Annotated in this window: 14 protein-coding genes; 5 read left to right on the top strand and 9 right to left on the bottom strand. The window is 43.7% G+C overall.

All coding sequences use genetic code 11. The features are described 5' to 3' along the window. Positions 1–146: 146 nt before the first annotated feature. The 4 genes from prpC to KFK88_RS11350 form a co-directional block, all read right to left on the bottom strand. Positions 147–1,292: a bifunctional 2-methylcitrate synthase/citrate synthase gene (gene prpC, locus KFK88_RS11335; protein WP_223579755.1), complete on the bottom strand. Its 1,146-nt coding sequence runs from the start codon at positions 1,290–1,292 to the stop codon at positions 147–149. Between the two features lie 70 nt (positions 1,293–1,362). Then, positions 1,363–2,241, bottom strand: a complete 879-nt coding sequence (gene prpB / locus KFK88_RS11340; protein ID WP_223579757.1) for a methylisocitrate lyase — start codon at positions 2,239–2,241, stop codon at positions 1,363–1,365. Beyond that, positions 2,238–2,426, bottom strand: coding sequence for a hypothetical protein (locus KFK88_RS11345; RefSeq protein ID WP_223579759.1), 189 nt, complete (start codon positions 2,424–2,426; stop codon positions 2,238–2,240). The genes prpB and KFK88_RS11345 overlap by 4 nt, the downstream gene beginning before the upstream one ends. Before the next feature lie 230 nt (positions 2,427–2,656). Then, entirely contained in the window at positions 2,657–4,162 is a 1,506-nt protein-coding gene (locus KFK88_RS11350; protein ID WP_223579761.1) for a fumarate hydratase, read from the bottom strand. 175 nt (positions 4,163–4,337) lie between these two features. Between KFK88_RS11350 and pabB the strand changes: the two genes are divergently transcribed. The 4 genes from pabB to KFK88_RS11370 all read left to right on the top strand — a co-directional run bounded on the left by pabB (position 4,338) and on the right by KFK88_RS11370 (position 8,872). Further along, complete coding sequence (pabB, locus tag KFK88_RS11355) at positions 4,338–5,768, top strand: aminodeoxychorismate synthase component I (protein ID WP_223579763.1); 1,431 nt, start codon at positions 4,338–4,340, stop codon at positions 5,766–5,768. Positions 5,769–5,774: 6 nt separating this feature from the next. Next, positions 5,775–6,365 carry a CoA pyrophosphatase gene (locus KFK88_RS11360; protein WP_223579765.1) on the top strand — a complete coding sequence of 197 codons (591 nt, stop codon included), beginning with the start codon at positions 5,775–5,777 and terminating at the stop codon, positions 6,363–6,365. Between the two features lie 100 nt (positions 6,366–6,465). Continuing rightward, entirely contained in the window at positions 6,466–7,839 is a 1,374-nt protein-coding gene (locus KFK88_RS11365) for an L-serine ammonia-lyase (protein ID WP_263296429.1), read from the top strand. Between the two features lie 136 nt (positions 7,840–7,975). After that, positions 7,976–8,872 (top strand): TIGR01777 family oxidoreductase, encoded by an 897-nt coding sequence (locus KFK88_RS11370; protein WP_223579767.1) that lies wholly within the window; start codon positions 7,976–7,978, stop codon positions 8,870–8,872. Between the two features lie 66 nt (positions 8,873–8,938). Here KFK88_RS11370 and KFK88_RS11375 read toward each other — a convergent pair whose 3' ends face one another. The 4 genes from KFK88_RS11375 to KFK88_RS11390 all read right to left on the bottom strand — a co-directional run bounded on the left by KFK88_RS11375 (position 8,939) and on the right by KFK88_RS11390 (position 13,316). Further along, entirely contained in the window at positions 8,939–10,489 is a 1,551-nt protein-coding gene (locus KFK88_RS11375) for an amidohydrolase family protein (protein ID WP_223579770.1), read from the bottom strand. A 70-nt stretch (positions 10,490–10,559) separates the two neighbouring features. Further along, entirely contained in the window at positions 10,560–11,360 is an 801-nt protein-coding gene (locus KFK88_RS11380) for an SAM-dependent methyltransferase (RefSeq protein ID WP_223579773.1), read from the bottom strand. Between the two features lie 11 nt (positions 11,361–11,371). Beyond that, entirely contained in the window at positions 11,372–13,090 is a 1,719-nt protein-coding gene (locus KFK88_RS12050) for a tetratricopeptide repeat-containing diguanylate cyclase (RefSeq protein ID WP_223579775.1), read from the bottom strand. A 7-nt stretch (positions 13,091–13,097) separates the two neighbouring features. Continuing rightward, positions 13,098–13,316, bottom strand: a complete 219-nt coding sequence (locus KFK88_RS11390; protein ID WP_223579778.1) for a hypothetical protein — start codon at positions 13,314–13,316, stop codon at positions 13,098–13,100. 267 nt (positions 13,317–13,583) lie between these two features. Between KFK88_RS11390 and KFK88_RS11395 the strand changes: the two genes are divergently transcribed. Beyond that, a complete protein-coding gene (locus tag KFK88_RS11395; RefSeq protein WP_223579780.1) occupies positions 13,584–13,925 on the top strand; it encodes a DUF6957 family protein in 342 nt (113 codons plus the stop codon). 616 nt (positions 13,926–14,541) lie between these two features. Here KFK88_RS11395 and KFK88_RS11400 read toward each other — a convergent pair. Continuing rightward, positions 14,542–22,998: a SpvB/TcaC N-terminal domain-containing protein gene (locus KFK88_RS11400; protein WP_223579783.1), complete on the bottom strand. Its 8,457-nt coding sequence runs from the start codon at positions 22,996–22,998 to the stop codon at positions 14,542–14,544. Between the last annotated feature and the right edge of the window lie 301 nt (positions 22,999–23,299).

A 23,299-nucleotide genomic window follows, 5' to 3' on the forward strand; every position in this document is an offset into this window, starting at 1 on the left:
GAATGACGAAATCTATGCTCTAAAAATGAATTTATAGCGTAAAGAGCAAGGCTTGCAGTGAATTTATTGAGGGAGTTTACATTTAGTAAATGACCGCTAATAAATTCACTGCGTAACGCCGCTATTGACGCTAAAAAGCATTTTGACTATCGTTTGTCGATCTCGACAAACTCACGCGGCTCCGGCCCCGTATAATTAGCGCTCGGACGAATGATCTTACCGTCTTGACGCTGCTCCATAACGTGCGCAGCCCAGCCTGAGATTCGTGACATCACGAAAATTGGCGTGAACATTGACGTTGGAATACCCATCTTGTTGTAAGACACCGCTGAGAACCAGTCTAAGTTAGGGAACATTTTCTTTTCGTCCCACATGACTGTTTCAAGGCGCTCGGCGATGTTGAACAAGTTAGTGTCGCCCTGCTCAACTGACAACTCTTTCGCTACTTCTTTGATCACTTTGTTACGTGGATCGCCCGTAGTATAAACCGGGTGACCAAAGCCAATGACGATTTCTTTGCGAGCGATACGCTCTTTAATGTCAGCTTCAGCTTGGTCTGGGTTGTCGTAACGCATTTGAATGTCTAACGCCACTTCGTTTGCACCGCCGTGCTTAGGACCACGTAGCGCACCGATACCTCCACAGATCGCTGAATACATGTCCGAACCTGTACCTGTGATCACGCGGCTTGTGAAGGTTGATGCATTGAACTCATGCTCAGCATAAAGGTTCAATGAAATCTGCATCGCGCGCACCCATGAGTCTGGGCATGGCTCACCATGTAGTAAGTGTAGGAAGTGACCTGCGATTGAGTCTTCGTCTGTTTCAAGGTCGATCGCTACGCCGTTGTGCGAGAAGTGGTACCAATACAGAAGCATTGATGGGAACGATGCCATCAGGCGATCCGCAATATCTTTCGCTTCGTTCAACGGTTGGCTTTCACGCTCAGGAAGTACAGTACCTAAAATCGAACAACCCGTACGTAGCACGTCCATTGGGTGCGCATTTGCAGGAATTAATTCTAGAGCATCTTGTACTAACGCTGGCAAGCCACGAAGTGCTTTTAATTTACGCTTGTAGTTTTTAAGCTCAGCTACTGTTGGCAACTTGCCGTGGATTAACAGATGTGCAACCTCTTCAAACTCACAAGTTTCTGCCAGGTCTAAAATATCATAACCACGGTAGTGCAAATCGTTTCCGCTACGACCTACAGTACATAGCGCAGTATTACCTGCTGGTACGCCTGATAAGGCAACCGACTTTTTTGGTTTTGGTAAAACTGACTCACTCATACTATCTACTCCTGTTTTAAAATTTAAATTCTCTTTTAATACCGAACCGCCTATAAACGACTCTTAAAAACTATTTTTCTTTACCTTCAGCAAAAAGCTTATCCAGCTTCTGCTCATAGTCGTGGTAGCCAAGGAAATCATACAGTTCTTCACGTGTTTGCATAATTTCTACCACGTCACGCTGGTGACCTTTCTCTAAAACATCACGATAGAAAGTCTCAGCAGCTTTATTCATAGCACGGTAAGCACCGCAGCAATACAGAACGATATCAACGCCCTGCTCGCCCAACTCTTCACACGAGAATAGTGGCGTTTGCCCAAACTCAGTAATGTTCGCCAAAATTGGTGCGTTCACGTGCTCACGGAAATATTTATAATCTTCCAGTTTGCTCATCGCTTCTGGGAAAATCATATCAGCACCGGCTTCAAGACACGCGTTCGAACGGTCGATTGCCGACTGCATACCTTCGACACCAAGTGCGTCAGTTCGTGCCATAATCACGAAGTTTTCGTCGGTACGTGCATCCACTGCTGCTTTAATACGGTCAACCATTTCCTGCTGGCTAACGATTTCTTTGTTCGGACGGTGACCACAACGCTTTGCAGCTACCTGATCTTCCATGTGGAAACCCGCCGCGCCAGCTTTGATTAAAGAACGCGTAGTGCGCGCAATATTAAAAGCACCACCAAAACCAGTATCGATGTCCACTAATAATGGCAGACTACAAACGTCAGTAATACGACGTATGTCAACTAATAGGTCTTCTGCAGTAGAAATACCCAAGTCAGGCATGCCCAACGAGTTCGCAGCCACACCGCCACCTGAAAGGTAAACCGCCTTGTGACCTACCTGCTCAGCCATACGCGCCGCGTACGCCGTGATGGTCCCCATCACCTGCAACGGATTATTCTCTTCAACTGCTTTTCTTAATTTTAAACCTGCACTCATAATTCTTTGCCTTCTTTAATTTGTAACTCTTCTTGGAGCACTATTAGCTTTCTGTAGAACTCAACTGCATGTCCCATAACATAGCCAACAGCGAATATACTCCACATCTCTGGGGCATACTCAATATGTCCGTAGAAATGCAACACATTCATGACTAAAAGAAAGATGGGAGGAATTAGTAGCATTCTCGCTACAGAAAACCCCAAGCTTTTAACTTTGTCACTTGGTAACTTCTCTTTAAATTTTCGCTCTTCTCTATTCATCCCTAAAAACTCTATCCACTAGCCCATTAACCTTTAGCGTCACGAGCGCCGGAAGTGCGAGGCAAAAGTTAACGAAAAACGCGGAGTTTACTATAGTAAATGAGCATTTTGAGTTAACTTTTAACAAAGCAATTCCAAACGTAACAGCTAAATTAACTTGCTAACTTCACTTTCCAAACTTGTGGCCCCGTCTTATGGACACTTTCGCCCGACGAATCCACCGCAACGGTCACTGGCATATCTTCGACTTCAAACTCATATACCGCTTCCATACCCAGCTCAGGGAATGCGACCACTCGTGAGTTTTTAATCGCTTTAGAAACAAGGTAAGCAGCACCGCCAGTTGCCATTAAGTACACTGATTCATGCTTTTTAATCGCTTCAATCGCTTCATCGCCACGTTCCGCTTTACCGATCATGCCGAGTAAGCCCGTCTTATCGAGCATCATTTCGGTAAACTTATCCATACGCGTTGCGGTTGTTGGGCCTGCTGGGCCTACCGCTTCGTCGCGAACCGCGTCTACTGGGCCGACGTAATAGATAAAGCGGTTATTGAAATCGAGACCTTCTGGCAAGCCTTCGCCTGAATCCAGTAAGTCTTTAATCTTTTTATGTGCGGCATCACGGCCTGTCAGGATTTTGCCGTTTAGCAATAAGACATCGCCCGGTTTCCAGCTCGCGACTTCTTCAGGCGTGACATTGTCCATATCGACTCGCTTAGCGTCAGCAGAAGCTTCGTATTCCATATCAGGCCAATCTTCGATAGACGGTGGGGTTAGCATAGCAGGCCCAGTACCGTCTAATGTGAAGTGTATGTGACGTGTTGCTGCACAGTTTGGAATCATCGCTACGGGCTTTGATGCTGCGTGAGTCGGCCAGTCTTTGATTTTGACATCAAGAACTGTAGTTACACCGCCAAGACCTTGAGCACCGATACCTAACTTATTCACGGCCTCGTAAATTTCGATACGCAGTTCTTCGACTTTGTTGCTAGGGCCACGTTTGAGTAGCTCCTGCATATCGATTGGGTCCATTAGGGACTCTTTCGCCAGAACCATGGCTTTTTCAGCGGTACCACCGACACCAATACCCAGCATGCCTGGCGGACACCAGCCAGCACCCATCTTAGGCACGGTCTCCACAACCCAGTCCACAATTGAGTCGCTCGGATTCAGCATCACAAATTTTGATTTGTTTTCAGAACCACCACCTTTCGCGGCACAAGTGACTTCGACTTTGTCGCCTTTGACCATTTCGACGTGCACCACCGCTGGCGTATTGTCTTTCGAGTTAAGGCGTTTACCCGCAGGATCCATCAAAACTGAAGCGCGAAGCGGGTTCTCTTCATTGGTGTAAGCCCGACGAACGCCTTCATCCACCATTTCTTGAATCGTCATGTCGCCCTCGAAGGTTGCATCCATACCCACTTTGACGAAAGCACAGGCAATTCCCGTATCCTGACAAACAGGTCTATGGCCTGTAGCAGACATACGCGAATTCACTAGAATTTGCTTCATGGCATCTTTCGCGGCTGGACTTTCTTCTTTTTCATAAGCCGCTGACATAGCTTGGATAAAATCTTTAGGATGGTAATAGGAAATGTACTGAAAAGCGTCGGCAACGCTTTCGATAAAATCTTCGGCTTTAATTGTGCCCATGCAAGGTCTCTCCGAATCTTGGTTTGCTGAGCTTATGTGAGCTTTGCTATACAAGCCACACATAAACCTCTAAAATCGGTGCATCATTATACAGGCTGGATCAGGCGTTTCCCAAATTTTGAGGGTGAATAAGCGTCATCAGCCTCACATTTAGCTTACTTTTTAGTCAATCTGCATGAAAAAAGAGCAAACAGAAGCAGCATTCGTTGAACTCCCCTATCGTGAGCCCGCTGGTGTTCGTGAGCTATTTGGACACTTTGCGGATGAACCTTGGGCCTTATTATTAGACAGCGGAAAGACGCTCCACCAAGCTGCCCAGTTCGATATCATTCTAACGCGACCAAGAGCCACTTATGCGTTCTCAGATGGCGAGTCAAATATCACGGGGGCTGAAATACAAATTAGTGCCGATCCGTTTGAAACCTTAAAGCGCTTTTACGAGTTTGGCTTAAAAGACGCCCAAACCTTGCCTGCTGAGTTATCCCAACTGCCTTTTCATGGTGGTATCGCTGGCTATTGCAGTTACGACGCCGGGCGTTACGTTGAGAAGCTGCCCTCCCTTGCCAAAGACGACATTGGGCTACCAGAGTTAGCATTTGGTTTGTACGAATGGGCTTACATCAGCGATCATCGAAATCATAAAAGTTATTTAGTTAAGTTTTGCCAATATTGTGATGCTTACTGGAAAGATATCATTACAGAATTTGAGAAGCTGTATGAAAAAGGCACCAGTGCTAAAAGAGACAGCTTTAGTTTAAAAGATGCTTGGCAAAGCAATATGAACAAAGATGGTTACATCGAACGCTTTAAAAAAGTTCATGACTACATCCACGCTGGCGACTGCTATCAAGTCAATTTAGCGCAACGCTTTTCTGCTGATTATCAGGGTCATCCGTGGAATGCTTACTTAAAGCTCACTGATCATAATCAAGCGCCCTTCTCGTCTTATATGAATTTGGAACATCAACAAATTCTATCCTTGTCGCCTGAGCGATTTATACAGGTATTCCCCCAGGGAACAGGCAAACGAAAAAAACTGCATGTAGTCACGCAACCGATCAAAGGTACGCGTCCGCGCAGTAAAGACGAAGCAGAGGACAAGCGTCTATCCGACGAGTTGCAAAACAGCGAAAAAGATCGTGCTGAAAATTTGATGATCGTTGACCTCTTGCGCAATGACATTGGTCGTAATGCCGAAATCGGATCGGTCAATGTGACCAAGCTATTCGAACTGCAATCTTTTATATCCGTTCATCATTTAGTTAGTACGATTGAAGCTGATTTGGCTCAAGATAGCGATGTCTTTACCTTGTTAAAACACTGCTTCCCTGGTGGTTCTATCACTGGCGCACCCAAAGTTCGCGCTATGGAAATTATTGAAGAGCTAGAGCCGCATCGCCGCAGTATTTATTGTGGTTCAATGATGTACTTAGACTTCCGAGGCTTCTTAGACTCCAACATTGCGATTCGTACTTTAGTTACTGACGGTGGAAAAATTCATGCTTGGGGTGGCGGTGGCTTAGTGGCTGACTCTGAAGCTGAAAACGAATATGAAGAAACGCTTCATAAACTCAGTAAAATATTACCCGTTCTCAGTGATGAGTGATTGCTAATGAGCACTATGATAACTCTTGAGCAAATACAACAAGCATTAGATGCAGCTGATGAGATCACCCCGCGCACAGCGAAACTCAGGCCAAGCGCGGTTTTAGTGCCGCTGATACAAAAGTCAGACGGGTTACACCTACTGTTAACACAACGCTCTGAGCACTTGCGACATCATGCAGGGCAAATCAGTTTTCCTGGCGGCAGCATGGACGATACTGACGACGATTTAGTTCACACTGCACTTCGTGAAACGGAAGAAGAAGTCGGCATTGCCCAAACCGATATCGAGGTACTGGGTAAACTCCCTCTTCAGCCAACCGGTTCTGGCTTTTTGATTCAGCCGGTCGTCGGTATCTTACCCGATAATTTTGAGCTGACGTTATGCCAAGATGAAGTGTCTTCGGCTTTCGAAGCACCGCTTGATTTTTTGTTTGATCCAGACAATCAAATACATTCTTACCGCGAGTACGGCGGCAAGAATTATTCCATCTATTCAATACCTTACGACGGCTGGAACATTTGGGGAGCCACCGCCAATATTATCGTGAAATTCTCTCAGCTGATTAACCATTCAGCATATATCGATAAGTTATAACCAACTGGTCAGATGACACCAGCCATGCCCCTTGCTTTCATAGCCAGTGGCACACATTACTATTACAATAGAGTTATCAATTTGAAACGAGGAAAACACTTTGGCAATTAGCGTATTCGACATGTTCAGCATCGGAATTGGCCCATCCAGCTCTCACACGGTTGGCCCAATGCGTGCAGCACATCGTTTTATCGAGTTTATTACTGAGAAAGGCTTATTAGACTCGACGCAGCGTGTTGTCAGTGAACTGTATGGCTCATTAGGAGCAACAGGTAAAGGTCACGGCTCAGATACAGCCGTGCTACTAGGTTTGGAAGGACACTTACCTGAAGAGATTGACCCAGACATTATTCCCGAGCGCTTAGAAGTGATTCGTGGCGATGGCAAGATTCATTTGAATGAACAGAAAGTCATCGACTTTAACGAAGAAACCGACTTAGTGCTTTACAAGAAAAAGTCCTTACCGAAACACGCCAACGGTATGATTTTTTACGCCTACGACAAAGACGGCAACGAAGTCGCGCAACGAACCTTCTACTCTGTAGGCGGTGGCTTTGTGGTTAATGACGACGTAGATGCCGACTCACCAATCATCGAAGATGATACAAAAGTTAAGTACCCTTTCAGTACTGCAAAAGAATTAATCGATATTTGCGAAGAAGAAGGTATTTGCATTTCCACCTTGATGATGGAAAACGAAAAGTCATGGCGTTCTGAAGAAGAAGTTCGTAGCAAACTACTCGAAATCTGGCACACAATGGAAGAATGCATCAAACGTGGTTGTAACCGTGAAGGTATTCTACCGGGTGGTTTAAAAGTTAAGCGTCGTGCGCCGGGTATTTACCGCAAACTAAAATCTGAAAGTAATACATCAGACACTCTGTCGACGATGGACTGGGTGGATTTGTATGCATTAGCGGTTAATGAAGAGAACGCTGCTGGCGGGCGTGTTGTCACAGCGCCAACAAACGGTGCTGCTGGAATTATCCCAGCAGTGTTGTACTACTTTATGCGCTTTAATCCTAATGCTGATGAAAAAGCCGTGGTTCGCTTCTTGTTAACCGCTGGTGCCATCGGTGTTTTATATAAATTGAACGCTTCAATTTCTGGCGCAGAAGTAGGTTGTCAGGGCGAAGTCGGTACAGCTTGCTCGATGGCGGCTGGTGCGTTAACTGAAGTCATGGGCGGCTCTCCTCTGCAAGTGGAAAATGCTGCTGAAATCGGTATGGAGCATAATTTAGGCTTAACCTGCGATCCGGTGGGCGGCTTAGTACAGGTTCCTTGCATCGAGCGTAACGCCATGGGCGCGATTAAAGCGATTAATGCTTCTCGACTTGCTATGCGTGGCGATGGGCAGCATAAAGTATCGCTAGATAAAGTAATCAAAACCATGTGGGCGACCGGTAAAGACATGCGTGATAAGTACAAAGAAACAGCTCGTGGCGGTTTAGCTGTTCATATTATTGAGTGCTAGTTGCACCTTAAATATCACTACATAAAGGCGCTTCGGCGCCTTTTGTGTTTTTGCTATTCCTATACCCTCTTCACTTAATCATGACACGGCATTTGTTATAGTAGTTTTATAACATAAGAAACGTTGGGGTGTTGTCATGTCACATATTCTGATTACAGGTGGAACAGGCTTTATCGGTCGCAATCTCGTTCCGGTGCTCAAGGAACAAAATTTTAATATTACGGTTCTAACGCGCTCGCCAGAGAAATACCGTGCCTACCCTACCTTTAATAATGTCACACTAACCAGTAGCTTATCCGAAGTCGCTCCAGTTGATTTCGTCGTCAATTTAGCCGGAGCCAACTTATCAGCTAAGCGTTGGACTGATAGCTACAAACAAGAAATTGTTGAGAGCCGCTTAAATCTAACAGAGAACTTATTAGAGTGGATTAAAGGTCAGTCTAAAAAACCGCACACACTCATCAGCGGCTCAGCTATTGGGTATTACGGCGCAAGAGGCAATGAAGAGTTAGACGAAAGCTCGACCTCAGGTAGCGCATCAGAGTTTCAAGTCAGGTTATGTTCGCAGTGGGAAGACGCGGCTTATAAAGCAGAGTCTCTTGGTATCCGTGTATGCTGTATCAGAACGGGCGTGGTATTAGGCGATGAAGGAGCCCTGCAACAAATGGTCACGCCTTTTAAGTTTGGGCTTGGCGGCAAACTCGGTAGTGGTAATCAATACTTTTCATGGATTCATATTAAAGATCATGTTCGGGCTTTGATGTACTTAATTAACAACCACGATTTATCGGGTTCGTTTAACTTAACAGCACCTCACCCTGTTACCAATGAGCGTTTAACAAAAGCATTAGGCAAACAACTCAATCGGCCGACCTTCGCAACCATGCCACCCTTTGCGCTAAAAATAATCGTTGGTGAAATGGCGAAGATGCTTTTAACGGGACAAAGAGTGTTCCCTAAGAAGCTTGAAGAAAAAGGTTTTACCTTTGAGTACCCGACTGTCGAAGAAGCCTTGGAAGATTTACTCGGATAGCAATTAAACAAAGGAAGGCCTACCCGGCCTCCCCCGTTTGTCACCCTGAACGAATTCGGGCTTTTACTAATCTGACTGCTTTGCTTGCTCTACCAGTTGTTTCACATCGTCACGAAGCTGCTTCGCATCAAAGACAATACCGTCTTTGATGGTGTACTTTACGCCGCCTACATATTCAGCCTGATTATCAAGGCCTAATCGATAGTGGCCTGTGCCGTATAAGACTTTAAAATTCGCAATCGGGTTTTCTTCAACAATCACAAGGTCAGCTAGCTTACCGGCTTGAATGGTGCCGATTTTATCATCAAGGCCTAACGCTTCAGCACCATTGATGGTTGCTGACTGGATAACTTCCAATGGATGGAAGCCTGCTTCTTGCAACAACTCCAACTCACGAATAAAGCCAAATCCGAATATTTTGTATATATAACCAGTATCAGAACCTGTGGTTACTCGCCCCCCATGATTTTTAAAATCATTGAGAAAGCTCATCCAGATTCTATAGTTATTTTTCCAATCGATTTCGTTCTGCGTTGTCCAATCGAAAAAGTAAGAACCGTGTGATTCTCGGTTAGGCTCAAAAAAAGCTTTTAGTTTTGGATGAGTAAAGTCTTTATGCCATGGCGCATTACGAGCACGCATCACATCACGGCTCGCTTCATAGATAGTAAGCGTTGGATTTAGCGTAAAGTCCAATTCAATCAGTTCGTCGCGCACACTATTCCACTTGTCAGAGCCCTTTTTAGCAGCCTGTTGCCACAAGCGGCCGGCTTCAGTAAAGCGGTGTGACTCATTGTTATAGTTGTACTCAAGTGGATAGTCTTGGATCACTTTATCTTCAAATAAAGCTTCAGGTAAGCCATACCAATGCTCCATAGACGTCAGTCCTAAGCGAGCCGAGTCTAAAGCGTTGGTACCCACCACGTTTAACTGTGCGTGGTGCATCATGGTGCCTAAACCTTGCTTATTGGCCTCATCAAGCGCAGCTTCCATCATTGGGCGTGGCAAGCCAAAGAACTTAATGCCTTTAGCACCCTTGTCGGCCACATGGCGCACCCAACGGCGGGTTTCTTTAGCCGTGGTGATCTCTTTATCCCAATCCATATTAAAGCCAACATACGGCACGATACGCGGCGCAGTAATATCATTATCGTCACTTAACTCTTGATGCTTTAAGGTCCAATCTAAACCATTAAAACTGCCGGGCTCACGAACTGTGGTGATGCCATGACCAAGCCATAACTTAAACGGATACTCAGCTGGCAACCCATCAACACTACCAGCAATATGACCGTGCATATCAACAAAACCCGGCAATACATAGTGTCCAGAAATATCGATGACCTTGTCAGCAGGGCCCGCTTTAGGCCGCTTGGATTCATCAATCGCAACACCGGGAGCACCGACCGATCGCACTGAAACAATGGTATTGTCTTCAATAATGATATCGACAGGTCCGAACGGTGGCGCACCCTTTCCGTCAATAACAATACCACCACGTAAAATCAATCGCTCAAAAGGACCTTCGCCCTCCGCACGCTCTGGTGCATCCAAAGTCGCTGCAGATAACGAGAAGCTTAATAGGCAAAAAGCCGCAAATACTATATTACGAATCATTTCAATATCCCCAAAATCAAGTAGGGACAAGATGCACTATGTATGACAAATAATCAAGGTATGACTTTTCTTAACCAAAATCGGTTATATCCAAGCCAAACTCATCTAGAGAGCTTTTATCTAGCTTCAGTCCTGTCAATGGAGGAATAACTAACGTTGAAATAGACGTTAAGTCCATCTGCGGAAGATCTTTCAATTTAAACCTATCTATACGCGGGCTCTGTACTGGTATAAAGGGCGCCTCGTATAAAATCATTTCATGATCAAGTGGGAACCATTTATTCAGAATCCTGACGGTCGCCTCAAGGTTGTCCTGAGTTGTTTTAAAGGTTTTAAGCGTATGCTCCCCTGCTAGACCTATCTGCCATAAAATCGTATAGGCTGATGTATTTAACGGCACCCCGCTAAACAAGAATTGGGTCGCTTCATAAGCTTGGCATCCTGTAGTGCCGGGATCGAACCCAAGGTCTGCGTAAAGACAGGCATCGGCAGAAACACCGGGTAGCATCTGAGCTTCATACCCTTCCCCCTTTAATCGTTCAATTGCAAAGTGACCCACGCAAGCAAATATCCCTGGATGACCGTAAAGCGCCAGTACAACCTTCTTGCCATCACGCACAGCCTGACAAACAACTTCTGTCATATCTTGGTAGGTTTGACGGCGGGACTTTCCTTCAGCGTATAAATATTGCAAACTTTGATATGAAGGGTTAAGTGATTTAACCCAGTCCTCTGACAGCTTGTCTGGCAAAATGCCAAAAACGCTTTCAGCTTGTTCTAGGTAGTTTTTCGACAGGGTTGTTATTTGGCCTGCAAGAGTAATTCCGGTACCGATGCAGGTTAAAGAGCCCGCCTTGTTATTATTTGTCATACTAGTATTTTTTAATAAACCTGAGTTTGGTTTCTACCATTACGTTTAGCTTGGTACATGGCGTTATCAGCCTCAATAATCAGTTCCTCTAAAGACTCACCATTACTCTTTGCAGCAACGCCAAAACTTGCCGTAACGGTGAAATCACTAGGCAGCTTGGCATGCTCTATCTCTTTAAAGGCCTCAGCGCAACGTTCAATGAATTTTTTAGCATCATCACTGGTGCACTGAGGTAAGATGACGATAAACTCTTCACCTCCGAGCCGACCAAACACATCAACAGGGCGTATTCTCTCCTTTACGCAGTCACTGACCTTTTTTAGGACCCAGTCGCCCATGGCATGACCAAAACGGTCATTGACGGTTTTAAAATAATCTAAATCAAAAATAATGACGCAGTAACGGCTATTATTGATAAGACTATTGTGATGAACTTCGTGAGCCAACTTTAATGCATATCGGCGGTTTAGGGTGTTGGTTAAAGCATCTATTTGCGAAAGCTTTCGATAACGTTCTTTTTGTTTTTTTACGCGCCATAACCACAAGCAAATCCCTGTTAATAAGATTAATACTATGACTAGGAGCAACTGAAAGTTTCTTTTTGACTGCTCTTCCACTTGGCTAGTCAAAGCCAGTAGTTTATTTTTTTGATCCAAGATCTTGATTTGTGCATTTTGGTCTAAGTGAGCATATTTGACTTTTTGATAAGCGAGGTTTTTACTGGCTTGTTCAGCCAGCATTTCGTCCTGAATGACTGTTAGCTCAGATAAGACTCTATAAGCCTCAGTATGGTTATTACTTTTGTCGTAATACTTCGCGAGTAACTCTGTCGCGTCTTTTCGGTTTACGCCAGCTTCCTGTACTGCAGTTACCTGTAAAACCTCATCAATATAGACTTTAGCCTTCTCCAACTCACCAGTCTCTAAAAAAACTCGAGCCAAACCAAGCTTTATCTGCAAAACATCAGGCAAATAGCCATTATCAGCAGATATCTTTAACGCTGTGCTGTAGGCCAATTCAGACTTTTCCAACTGGTCGTGATTAAGGTAGTTTTGCGCTAAATTCTTATAAAGATGGGCATCAATAACCAAAAGGTTTAATCCTTTACAGTAATCAATAACGTCTTTAAGTCGTCCTTCGTGGTCGGTAGCATCGTCTTGGTTTAAAAAGATACTAGCTACTAATGCCTTGGCGTAGCACTGATTTCGGTTATCATTCATGGCTACTGCGATTTCGTTAGCTTTGTGAACATACTCTAGAGCCTCATCAAAAGCCTCTAGCTCCACAAAAACATTAGCCGCAGCATAGTAGGAGTTAAACTGTAAGGATTCGTCTTTAATCCTTGGCGCTATTGACAGGCCGTCAAACAGGTAATTAAAAGCCTTTTGATATTCATTCAGCCCCATGTAGATTTGAGACAGCAAAGAGTATGCAGCTAACCTTGAGTCCTCAGACACATCGGCTAGCTGTAATAGTAATCTCAAGGGCTTTTTTGCTTTTTGACTCTCTGACTTCAGTATATAGAAATACGATTCTTGAACATAAAACCGTGCTTTCTGCTCATCGCTTTCAAACTCATCCCAACGACTTTGTAAGTCCTGAATCAAACGAAATGCTTGACCTGAGTCTCTTGTGTTGCTTTCCCTTAATAGCTTTAAGTCCCGCTCTATATCCGCATTTACTGTGCCGAATACCGATAACAGGACCAGAATGAATACAAGCTTTTTCACTTAAAGATTACAAGTTATGCTCTTTTACATTATGAACAACGACAGGATACTCTCCCCCATCACCAGCTAACTCTTTGACTTTAGCGATATTTGCACTTTGGACAGCATCGATTTCGTCTTCATTTAAACCCGCCGCTTTCATTGTCGCAACAGGCTCAGCTTTGTAGTCTTCCAGTAACTTGGCATTAGTGCCCAGCTCAGTTAAGAACTTATTTAAAATTGACATTTTATTCCCCATGTTAGATTTTTTATATGCGCAACCATAAATAGTACAGATTTCAACGCATTATGCTACTATTTTTTGTTATATACGGATATTCGATGTATGGCATTACGCCTTTTAACTGCAAAATAATTAGCCTTCGCCACCAATTCCAACATCCTCTAGCCACCGAAATTATGCTTTAGCCGCCGCTCTTACGGAAACAGCCGACGTCGATAGTTGCTACGATTTTAGCTCGAATGAAACACATTTTTTTGAGTGAGGCTGACTATGAGTAAAGTTGATTGTGTGATTAAAGATTGGGAGCTGGTGACTTTTAACAATGAAGAAGTCTTATACAAAGTCGTCAGAGGAATCATCGTTGAAGACTATAACAGGCCTTTCGAGCCGGGCTTCTGGGTCTGCAGTACTCCGATCATTTATACCGATATGGAGCAAAATATCGTCCAAACCAGAAACACGGTTTATAAGTTGATGGGCAATGGAGAGTTCCACGAAACTGACAACTTGATGGTACATACCCACCTTTGTAATGGGTTAGACTTCATCCAAGCAATGTGGGCTATTGCTCTTGAAACAAGAATAGATCTAGGGATCGAAGATGAAAACTAGCCCTGTCCATACACTAAAGAAAATTTTATGGCGCCTCACAACATATCAGTCGTGAGGAAACCTCTATAACATTGAAGCCAAAACTAATAAGAAGCAAACCGCAAGTTCGCATACGCTCGTCAAGGCTATGCTTGCTTAAACATCAAAGTAAATACCGACCCCAAACGGCTTGAATTAGCCTATTGAAGTCGGTCAGGAGAGATGGTATCTACGCCTACTTAAACTTCAACCAACCCCGTATGTGAAATACAAAACTCCTATTGAAAGAATAACGGATATAGGAGTAATGACAGTTGCTACTTTCTTATAAAGGTTTTGTTTATTTTCACTTAAAGAGTCAAAGTCTTTTTTTATTCTTTCCAACTTACTCTTCCCATAAAGGAAGTTTGATAGCAGTACCTCAAAGAGCACGAAGAAAATCACAGCATACCAAACATTTTCTCTCGTCAAACTGAAAACACCGTAATATCGCAAGAAAAACAATATTATTGTATAAAAAACAAATCTCGACATACCAACAAAGATACTAATGTCGGCCTCATTAACGCTCCTTCCTTTATCTTTCAATGATAAGAAATACCCGTAATACATTCGTCTATAAAAAGTTATCATGCAGCTACCTCATTGTATCGCTATTAAATAAAGGCAACTGGAACGCGTCTCTTTTGAAAGCCTCAGGCCTTCTGTAGTAATACATAGCTTCCCTTCCCAAAGAATTGAAACCGTTACGCGTATCGTTATACATATTATTAAAACCTCTTCTCATAGCTCCGCTCATATGTTGTATTACCATACTAGGAAGTTGTCTCATTACACCATACATTTGTCCTTGAAGCTGCATATTAACAGCTATACCATTTTTCCAGCCTCCCATTTGTTGCATATGATAATCCATAAACATATAAGTTCCACCAACGGCTAACCCAGCCCAACCACCAAGATACATAGCATAAGCAGCAACACTCGAATCCATCGACAACTTGAAAAAAGCCTCTGACGTAGTATAGGAGTCACTATTTAAGTTAGCACCCAAATTTATTAGAGGGGCTGCTGCACCTAACCACCTACCTATAGTATTAGCTGTCGCAGACAATCCTGACAAGTTTATCCGCATGCCAGCCTTTGCAGTATTCCCAACTACTGCTTGCCAACTTGAAACTCCTCCAGCTGGACTGAAATGAGGAACAATTGTCACGTTTGAAGCAGCAGCAGCAGCTAATCCAACGGCCTCAGCTCCAATGCTCGCTTTATTCACATAACTAGCCATCCTCTCCAACCCATCAGTCCCTCCCGAGTAAGTTTTAGTATAAACAGCTACTGACGTACCATCTGTGTTACTCCTACCTGTAACTAATTCATACCCTTCCGATTCGGCCTGGTTTCCAATTTCTTCTACTTTCGTAGCATCTCCTTTTACTGCAAACGTATGAACAATGTCCGCACCGTTATCAGCTTGGTAAACTGTCCTCCAGTCTTGAGAGAAGCCTTGCCCTCGCTTTTCTCTACGCTCTTTGTTAGGCTCATCATCCCCACAGCCTTTACCTAGGGATTGTTCACATTCTGCTTTATACCCACTCGGATCTGTCCCCGCCATAGGGTTATTCATGATATATGAATACGGGTTCATACTCTGACTGTTTCCAGGGGCTTGAATGAACGGGTCAACCGATAGGAAACGTCCCAGATTGTAATCATACGCGCGTCCATTCATATGAATGAGCTCAGCGTCATCCAAGTGCTCGTGATCAGTAAAGCCCCTGTTGGTGAATGGTACATCACTCGAAAGCTCTGTGCTGTGTGGATCGCTTAGTACCGCTTCCTTAAGCGTTGGAATTGCTACATCGTCAAAGTCTCCTGTTCGTGGCTTGCCAAAAGGATCATAACTTCTATGCTCCAATATCTGGTTGTTATGATCCGTCAAAGTCACTACAGAGCCAAGACGGTCTCGATGGACGAATCGTATGTTGTGGCTAGGAATGGCCGCTCCTGCTACCTCTTCTTTCTCAACAATCGCAACGTCACCAATGTAAGTTTTAGTCGTTGTGGTATTACCCTTTTTGTTTATCTCCACCAATTTATCAATATATAAAGTTGTTTCTGTACCTTTCGTTTGCTTAAAACGAGACAGGTCGGCACCATATTCAAACGTACTGGTAACGCCGTTTTTACTCACGCTTATCGGCTTGTTAAATGCGTTATATTGAATGGTTTTGCCATCACCCGACAGCATATTACCGTTATTGTCGTATTCGTAATCATCAATCAAGGTACCATTTTTTAGAATCGACTGGACAGCATTCGGACCTGCGTTAGCAGCATTACCTTTCCCTAAGTTACCGTAATTAATCGTACCCGCATAATCCCCCTTACTAATGAGGTTACCTACAGCGTCATAGCTATAACTCACAGCTGGCACTACATTGCCACTGTATAAGTTTCTGACGCTGAGAGTTAAGCGGTGTAGCGGATCATAGTCATAGGTTTCGGTACTTTGGGCACCCGACTCCGTCGTCATAACCTGTTGAGTCAGATTACTAAACTCGTCATTGTATTGATACCTTATCTGGTGTAACGGTGAAGCCCCTTGAACACGCCTAACTAATATTCCAGTCATCTGCCCTGTTGCAGGGTGAAAATCCGCACTGTGTGACAAAGTCTCATTCGCTAAAGTCGCTTCTGTCACGTTACCGTAGGCATCCTCATCAGATTTTTTCTGATAACTATAGCCTGTTCGCGCGTTGCTCAACTCCAATAAATAACCCGTATCGGTGTAATCGTAAGCGACTTTAATACCACTCGGATAGGTCAAAGCCTTCAAACGGCCATAATTAGCATCATACTCTGTGGTCGTCGTATAAAGCACACCATCGATGGTGGTTTTGACTGTCTTCGGTCGAGAACTCTCATCATAAGAGTACAGCTTGTTTATCCCCGCTGCGCTCTCACTCGCTAACAATCCTTTACCGTTAGGCCTGCTATCATAACTAAAGCTGGCTTGTAACGTACTATTAATCTCGCGATTTGTTAGACGCCCTAAAACATCATAATCCATAGTCAAAGTATCACCATTGGCATCCGTCTCCAACTCCACCTCACCAAAAGTATTATAACCAAATGTTTTGATGCCCATGTTTGGATCGTTGACTTTCGTTTTGTGCCCTAACGCATTATGCCAAGCATGGATAGTATGGCTATTCGCATCTTGTAGAGATATTGGATTTCCCGCGCCATCGTAAGCATATCGAGTCATGCCCTGCATCGCATCTTCAGTCCATACGAGCTGGCTTAAACCATTGTACTTCCTTTTCATAGACAGTGAGCCAGCTGAAATTTCCGTTACTAGGCCATCATAGTAATAACTCGTGCTTAAGTGCCCTCCATTAGCTTGTGGCGTACGCTTTTCTAATAAACGTCCGAGAGCATCATATGAGTCATAATAGGTATAAGTGTATGCACTATCATCAGCTACATCCCGTTGCTTGCTTTCCCAGGCTAACAACCCACGCTCATCATAACGACGATGTTCACGCAGCCAGTTGGTATTTTGGAAGTTGCGCGTTAATGACGTTACTTCTCTGTTCAAACGATCAAAGTATCGATGTACCGTAGGGTTACCGGCCTGCACCTGGGTCACTCGGTACACAGCATGATCATTAGATGGACACCAAGCGCTACCGTTATTCACTCCACTGCACCACTTGTACCCTTTGTAAATGGTAGGAGCACCATCCGTTGTGGTGGATATTAATCGACCAAAAGCATCGTAGCCATTAGTGGTTAACACCCCATTGGCATCAGTAACCGAAAGCGGCTGTCCGTGGGCGGCGTCAATGACGGTGGTGGTCTTGTGGCCCTTAGCGTTTGTCACCTCTTTAGGGAAATAACCATCGCTGGAATAAGTGGTTGAGACCGTGCGCGCTTGCATCAATGTGCCACTAGCATGCTTACCCAAAGTAGTCACCGTTTTCGGTAACCCGTATGCAGTATAGGTTATTCCCACACTGCTGCTTTGTCCTCCACCTTGAACCGGAGTCGTCGTGATCGTTTCAGGAAGCCGCTCATCATTGTAGACGTATGTTGTTTTTACTGACTTTGTAGTATTGGTACCAGATGCTACTGGAGCGTGCTCCCCATCAATATTTTGTACGGCCCTAGCGGTAACTGTCTTTGTTTTGAGCAGATTGATCGACCAGTTGGTTTCATCAGCTACATAGTAGCTATTATCAATCTCTTTAATAACCTTATTGCTCTGTGCGATCTCATCTTCGAAATAGGTTTTTCTCTGGAACGTGACATTACCGTAGCCATTAACACTGGTTTCACTCAAGTTACTATATAGATAAGCTCCATTATTTAAATCGTAAGTCTTACTTAAGCTTTGGAAAGGTGCCACACCATAACGCGCCCCCGGCGATACCGTCCAACTGCTATTCGGTTCTGTTGCAAGTTCTTGGTTGGAAATATAGCCGTTGCGCCAAATCCTCCAATCATAATCCTGCATTGAAATTGGGTTGTACTCACACTCTGGATCAGTTGTGTCCGACAGACAGGTACGAACGGTGTCCAGCTTACCCGCTAAAGGGAACTTCTGGTGGAAGTCGCTCACCGAGCGTATACCAGACGCTAAGTTATCAACTATGATGGTTCTAAATCCTTGAAAACCACGACCAGCACGGTTGTAAATAGCTTCCTTATAGCTGTATTGGTTAGTATTAAAAATATCTTCGCCGCTTGAGTCCTTTAGACCTGTTGACTTTTTACTTTCCGAGACGACATACATTGACGAAGTAAAATAAAAGTGTTCTTTGTTACCATCCCAGTTAATGTAACGGTTTTCTGGCACCTCATAAAAAGGAGTACTAGCTCGACCAGTCAGCCAGCGCGACAATGGTGTATATTCCCACTCCTGGACTCGCCCCAAACCGTCAGTCACTTGATATACTGAGTCGGCTAGCTTACCTTGATCAGTTTCAAGGCCCATGAGGTTCTTTTGTTGATAGTAACCTTCTGCATACGCTGGGCTATCAGATTGATAGTTCATTGACAAAATCGCGTTGTAATAGGGCTTTCCACCAACAGTTATTGAGTTAGGTGCCTTAGCTCCTATATGGTAAGCAGTCAACATACTATAACTAAAGTCGAGCACACCATTATTATCTACATCTTCTAGCTCCAAACCAGAACCTGTAACTAATCGTCCATCAGGCAGCACTTTACCTGTAGATATAGGTGCCTGCACCACATTAGGGATCTCTCGATCTAATGCAGGCCCATTCGTAGACTGTTTAAAGTCTAGAATACTCCACTTAAAACGGCGAGTATCATAACGGGCCCAGTCAATCTGTATTTTTCTAGGGTTTTCTTGCTCAGGTAAGTGGTTCTCATATGCATGTGTCCCGTGTAGATCATCGCCGCAAGCTCTTATAGAATAAGGCTCAAAATCTCCCGTTGCATTGGGGTTACCTGTAAAATTAACACACACATGATCATCGCTGCCGGTAGCAACAAGCAGTTCATCAGCTCCATCATTATCAATATCGGCTATACGTAAACCATTCCCCCATAATGACTGTACCCGCTTGGAAATGCGGAGATTTTCATTAAGGAAGTTATCTTCATGGATCCCTGCCCCCGTACCCAAAGAACGTTCGGTATCAAAGGTTCTGTTACCTTTGTTTTCTCTTATCCGCCAATCAAAACCATTCGTTGTTTTCACTGGTCGCACAAAGTCACTTAATCCATCGCCATTCAAGTCAGCAAAGATATGTTGGTTATGATAAAGGTTCGATGGCAACCCTAAACCATTTGCTGATCTTGTTTCATCTACTACCCAGCGACCATAGCTACTAACCTTTCCAAAGTCGACTGTAATTATATTACTGGTTGTATTATTCTGACCTATTCTGACAACATCAATAACACCATCCCCATCAATATCACGGTAGCTAGGAGTTTCCTGCTTTGTAGACCCATCATAGTGGTATTGTTGCAATGTGGTTAAGTTATAAGGACCGTCGAATTCAAGTTCTCCATTGGCTCGGTTAAAGTATCCCTGGACTTTATAACTATCATCAACAAATAAAAAATCCTGATAACCGTCACCATTGAGATCCAGAATTTGAAGTGTACTCTTACCCCAGTTTTTATGAGGCTCGAAGCTCTCTGGCATAGTAATATTAGTAGTGCCCACTGTCTGCAATTTGAAAGAAGAGTCAAACTGCAGTAAATAAGCGCGATTATAACTGTCAGTTACAAACTGGTCTTTGATACCATCGCCGTTTAAATCACCAATATTTCGTGCAAAAAGATAAGCACCATTATCTGGCTCTCCCACCGAAACAAAATCACCACTTTGATTATCACGAGTGAAAATATTAGAGGTGTAACCCACAAAATTGTTTTGCTCATCATAAGCAGGAGTTTGGAATAAGACTTCTGGTAACCCATCACCATTCAAGTCCATGGGTTTAACCCAGTTTGCGCCACTGATATCACCTACTTCGGATATAGCTTGATTAGCACTATTACTTGAGTCGTTGCTATCCCAGTCAGGAAGATTGTTGTAAACATCAAATACTGTCGGCTTTAAACAAACCCCAGATGCACACTCCTGAACACTCGATAATAATGAACGCTTGGTATGCTGGCTGTTAGTGTAAAACAGTTTATATTCACGAATTGTTTGCGACTGGTACTGCGTCTGAATCTTTTGCAAGCGCTTAGTGCTAACTGTTAACCCTCCAGCCAGATAAGAGCGGGCCTGATCTGGACGGGATTCATATATAAATCGAACGTGTCGATTCCCGTCAGAACCATCAACTCCAGTATAGTGAATTGCCTGTAGCAAGTTTTCACCATTTGGATAGTGGTAATAATCGTAAGTGATTGTATTACCAGAAGGATCTTGCGTGCTTTCAATAGCCCAAGTTAATACTTCTGCTCGACCGCCTGCCTTATGTCGTGATTGGTTTTGTGTGCCATAACGACTCACACGTCCATTTTTAAACTCAACAGTAAACGAACCATAACCACTATCAATATCTCCAGACTGAGTAATTCGAGCGAAGCTATCAAGCTCAGTTCGGTACTCTGCGCCTGACACTCCATAAGTACTACCATTAACTGCTATTAACCTCTGCCCATCAAGACATAGCTTATCTTCTGTTCCGTATGTGACAGCTTTAGTACGGCCATCCTGGGCAGCCGTTGCACCGCAACGGTGAATACTAGAGCCTGCCGATACTGACCAACCTACACCAGCAATACCATTTCCTGAGCGTGAAGAGTAATTTAAACTAACACTAGGCTGCATTCCTTTACGGCCAGGAGGAATAACAATTGGGATAGAGTAAGTTGCTGCACCGCCAGAAACACCGCCACTACCTTCCAAAGCCCCTACTGTCTGGTCTGAATTGAGACTCGTACTAGGAATATAGGTTGCATCAGGTACAACACCGCCAACGCGCCCCCAATCAGGAGGAAGCTTCACATCAACCTCACTAGAAATTTTAGCGTTACTACACTTACGACTATCATCGGGTAGCACATTACAAGCTCTAACTTTATGAGTCCACAGGCCACCCTCATCGACTGTCACCATTGTGTTCGTACCTGAAACCGATGTCCAGCCAGACCAACTTCCTGCTTCATGCTTTTGAGATACCTGATATTGGTCCGTAAAGTTTGAAGTGCTCGCTCCCCAGCTAATACTATAATTATCTTTTGTCACTAAAGATGGAACTGAAATGCTTGGCGGGGTATCTGGTATTGGATGGTTAACTGTCACAGCAGCACTATGGCCACTATAACTTGAGCATGCCCAATCATATTCGTTACATGCGCGAACTCGATATGTATAGTCACCGTCTAATCTGCCAACTAACGATGCTGAAGTATATTCTGTATCCCCAACAGCTTCATCATCAACTCGTGAGCCAGATAAATACTCAATAACGTCGTATTTTGTAACCGTCCCTGAAGGCTTACTCCAAGTTACGTCAATACTACCATCTAGACTTTCTGAGGGTGAGGTATCAGGGGCTGATGGGGTAGAAGGCTTTAACCTGACAGTAACATCAGAGGAATAGCTATAACCTGAGCAAGCCCAATAATAGTCGTTACATGACTTGACTCTAAAATCCCAACTACCATCAGATAAACCTGAAACAGTTATACTAGTATTTGCATGGCTGTAATTAACCTTGCTCCAACTTCCACCATTTTTCCTTTTTTGAATTCTATAATGATTTATAGTTCCAGAGGGTCTGCCCCAGTTTAATACCACGCTTCCTGTACTTATATCGGATGTAGGTAATAAATTTAATGGTTTCGAAGGAACATAACGTACTTTAGCTGTATCACTATGAGAGCTGTATGCAGCGCAAGCCCAACTGAACTCATTACAAGCTCGAACTCTGTAACTATAATCTCCATTGCTGCGGTTAGAAAGTGATAAACTTTTTGCGGTAGTATTATTGGCAACCACATCATAGCCACTAACTCCAGATTTATATTCAATCACATCATACTCAGTTACAGTTCCAGTTGGCTTTTGCCAGCTAATAGAAATATTGCCATTAGTTATTGATGTATCTGCTACCGTCGGAGCCTGTGCTTTAGAGGGTTTATGTCTTACATAGTTTACTGAACTTAACGAGCTATAATTACCACATACTGGGACACCCATTCTGTAATTAGTATTACAACCTCTAACTTTGTACTTATAATTACCATCGGGGTTATTCGAAATCGACTGAGTACGAGTCGTTGGAGACGTGTGGTATGTTTTTACAAAGCTACCGTTTTTGTATTCTAGAAGCTCATATCCTTGCTGTCCTGGACCCGAAGTATCCATATTAGAAGCTGCAGACCAAGAAACTGTATATGTGCCACTCGTACTATTGGTTACTGAGACTGTAGGCGAACCTACAGTACCGGGGGTTGGCGTGGGCTCATCCGTATCACACTCACCTGAATTAGTCGTATAGTCCGAAGAAGAGCTTCCTCCTCGATTACCACGCCTTTCTTTATTTTTTTTATTTCCTTTTGAGTCATCAGCAGTTGGCTCGTCCACACTGTATGGCTCCCAACATACAGCTGCAGCCTCTCCTGACAGTATTAAAGTAAAAAGCGCAAATGAAATTATCTTGAACAATAAAGATAGTCTACCCACCTTAAAATCTCCCTCAATTTTTTATTTTTTCCTAATATTTTATTTATAGGAATACTAAGCGAATAAATTTTATTGATAGGTAAGTTTAAGTCAATTGAGAATGAACATTTAAAGCTTAAAACATACTTTTAGAAGTGATATTTTACATTTAATGCAAAAACGACTTTCAGGCAATGCATATATGCATCGCGAATCTGCAAGT

It is taken from the genome of Kangiella taiwanensis (assembly GCF_020005165.1).
Lineage (GTDB): Bacteria > Pseudomonadota > Gammaproteobacteria > Enterobacterales > Kangiellaceae > Kangiella > Kangiella taiwanensis.

Bases quoted from the DNA above. Each gene is read 5' to 3' on its own strand.
- KFK88_RS11375 (WP_223579770.1), bottom strand. From the start codon at position 10,489: ATGATTCGTAATATAGTATTTGCGGCTTTTTGCCTATTAAGCTTCTCG.
- pabB (WP_223579763.1), top strand. From the start codon at position 4,338: ATGAAAAAAGAGCAAACAGAAGCAGCATTCGTTGAACTCCCCTATCGT.
- KFK88_RS11350 (WP_223579761.1), bottom strand. From the start codon at position 4,162: ATGGGCACAATTAAAGCCGAAGATTTTATCGAAAGCGTTGCCGACGCT.
- KFK88_RS11345 (WP_223579759.1), bottom strand. From the start codon at position 2,426: ATGCTACTAATTCCTCCCATCTTTCTTTTAGTCATGAATGTGTTGCAT.
- KFK88_RS11390 (WP_223579778.1), bottom strand. From the start codon at position 13,316: ATGTCAATTTTAAATAAGTTCTTAACTGAGCTGGGCACTAATGCCAAG.
- KFK88_RS11360 (WP_223579765.1), top strand. From the start codon at position 5,775: ATGAGCACTATGATAACTCTTGAGCAAATACAACAAGCATTAGATGCA.
- KFK88_RS11395 (WP_223579780.1), top strand. From the start codon at position 13,584: ATGAGTAAAGTTGATTGTGTGATTAAAGATTGGGAGCTGGTGACTTTT.
- prpC (WP_223579755.1), bottom strand. From the start codon at position 1,292: ATGAGTGAGTCAGTTTTACCAAAACCAAAAAAGTCGGTTGCCTTATCA.
- KFK88_RS11370 (WP_223579767.1), top strand. From the start codon at position 7,976: ATGTCACATATTCTGATTACAGGTGGAACAGGCTTTATCGGTCGCAAT.
- prpB (WP_223579757.1), bottom strand. From the start codon at position 2,241: ATGAGTGCAGGTTTAAAATTAAGAAAAGCAGTTGAAGAGAATAATCCG.
- KFK88_RS11380 (WP_223579773.1), bottom strand. From the start codon at position 11,360: ATGACAAATAATAACAAGGCGGGCTCTTTAACCTGCATCGGTACCGGA.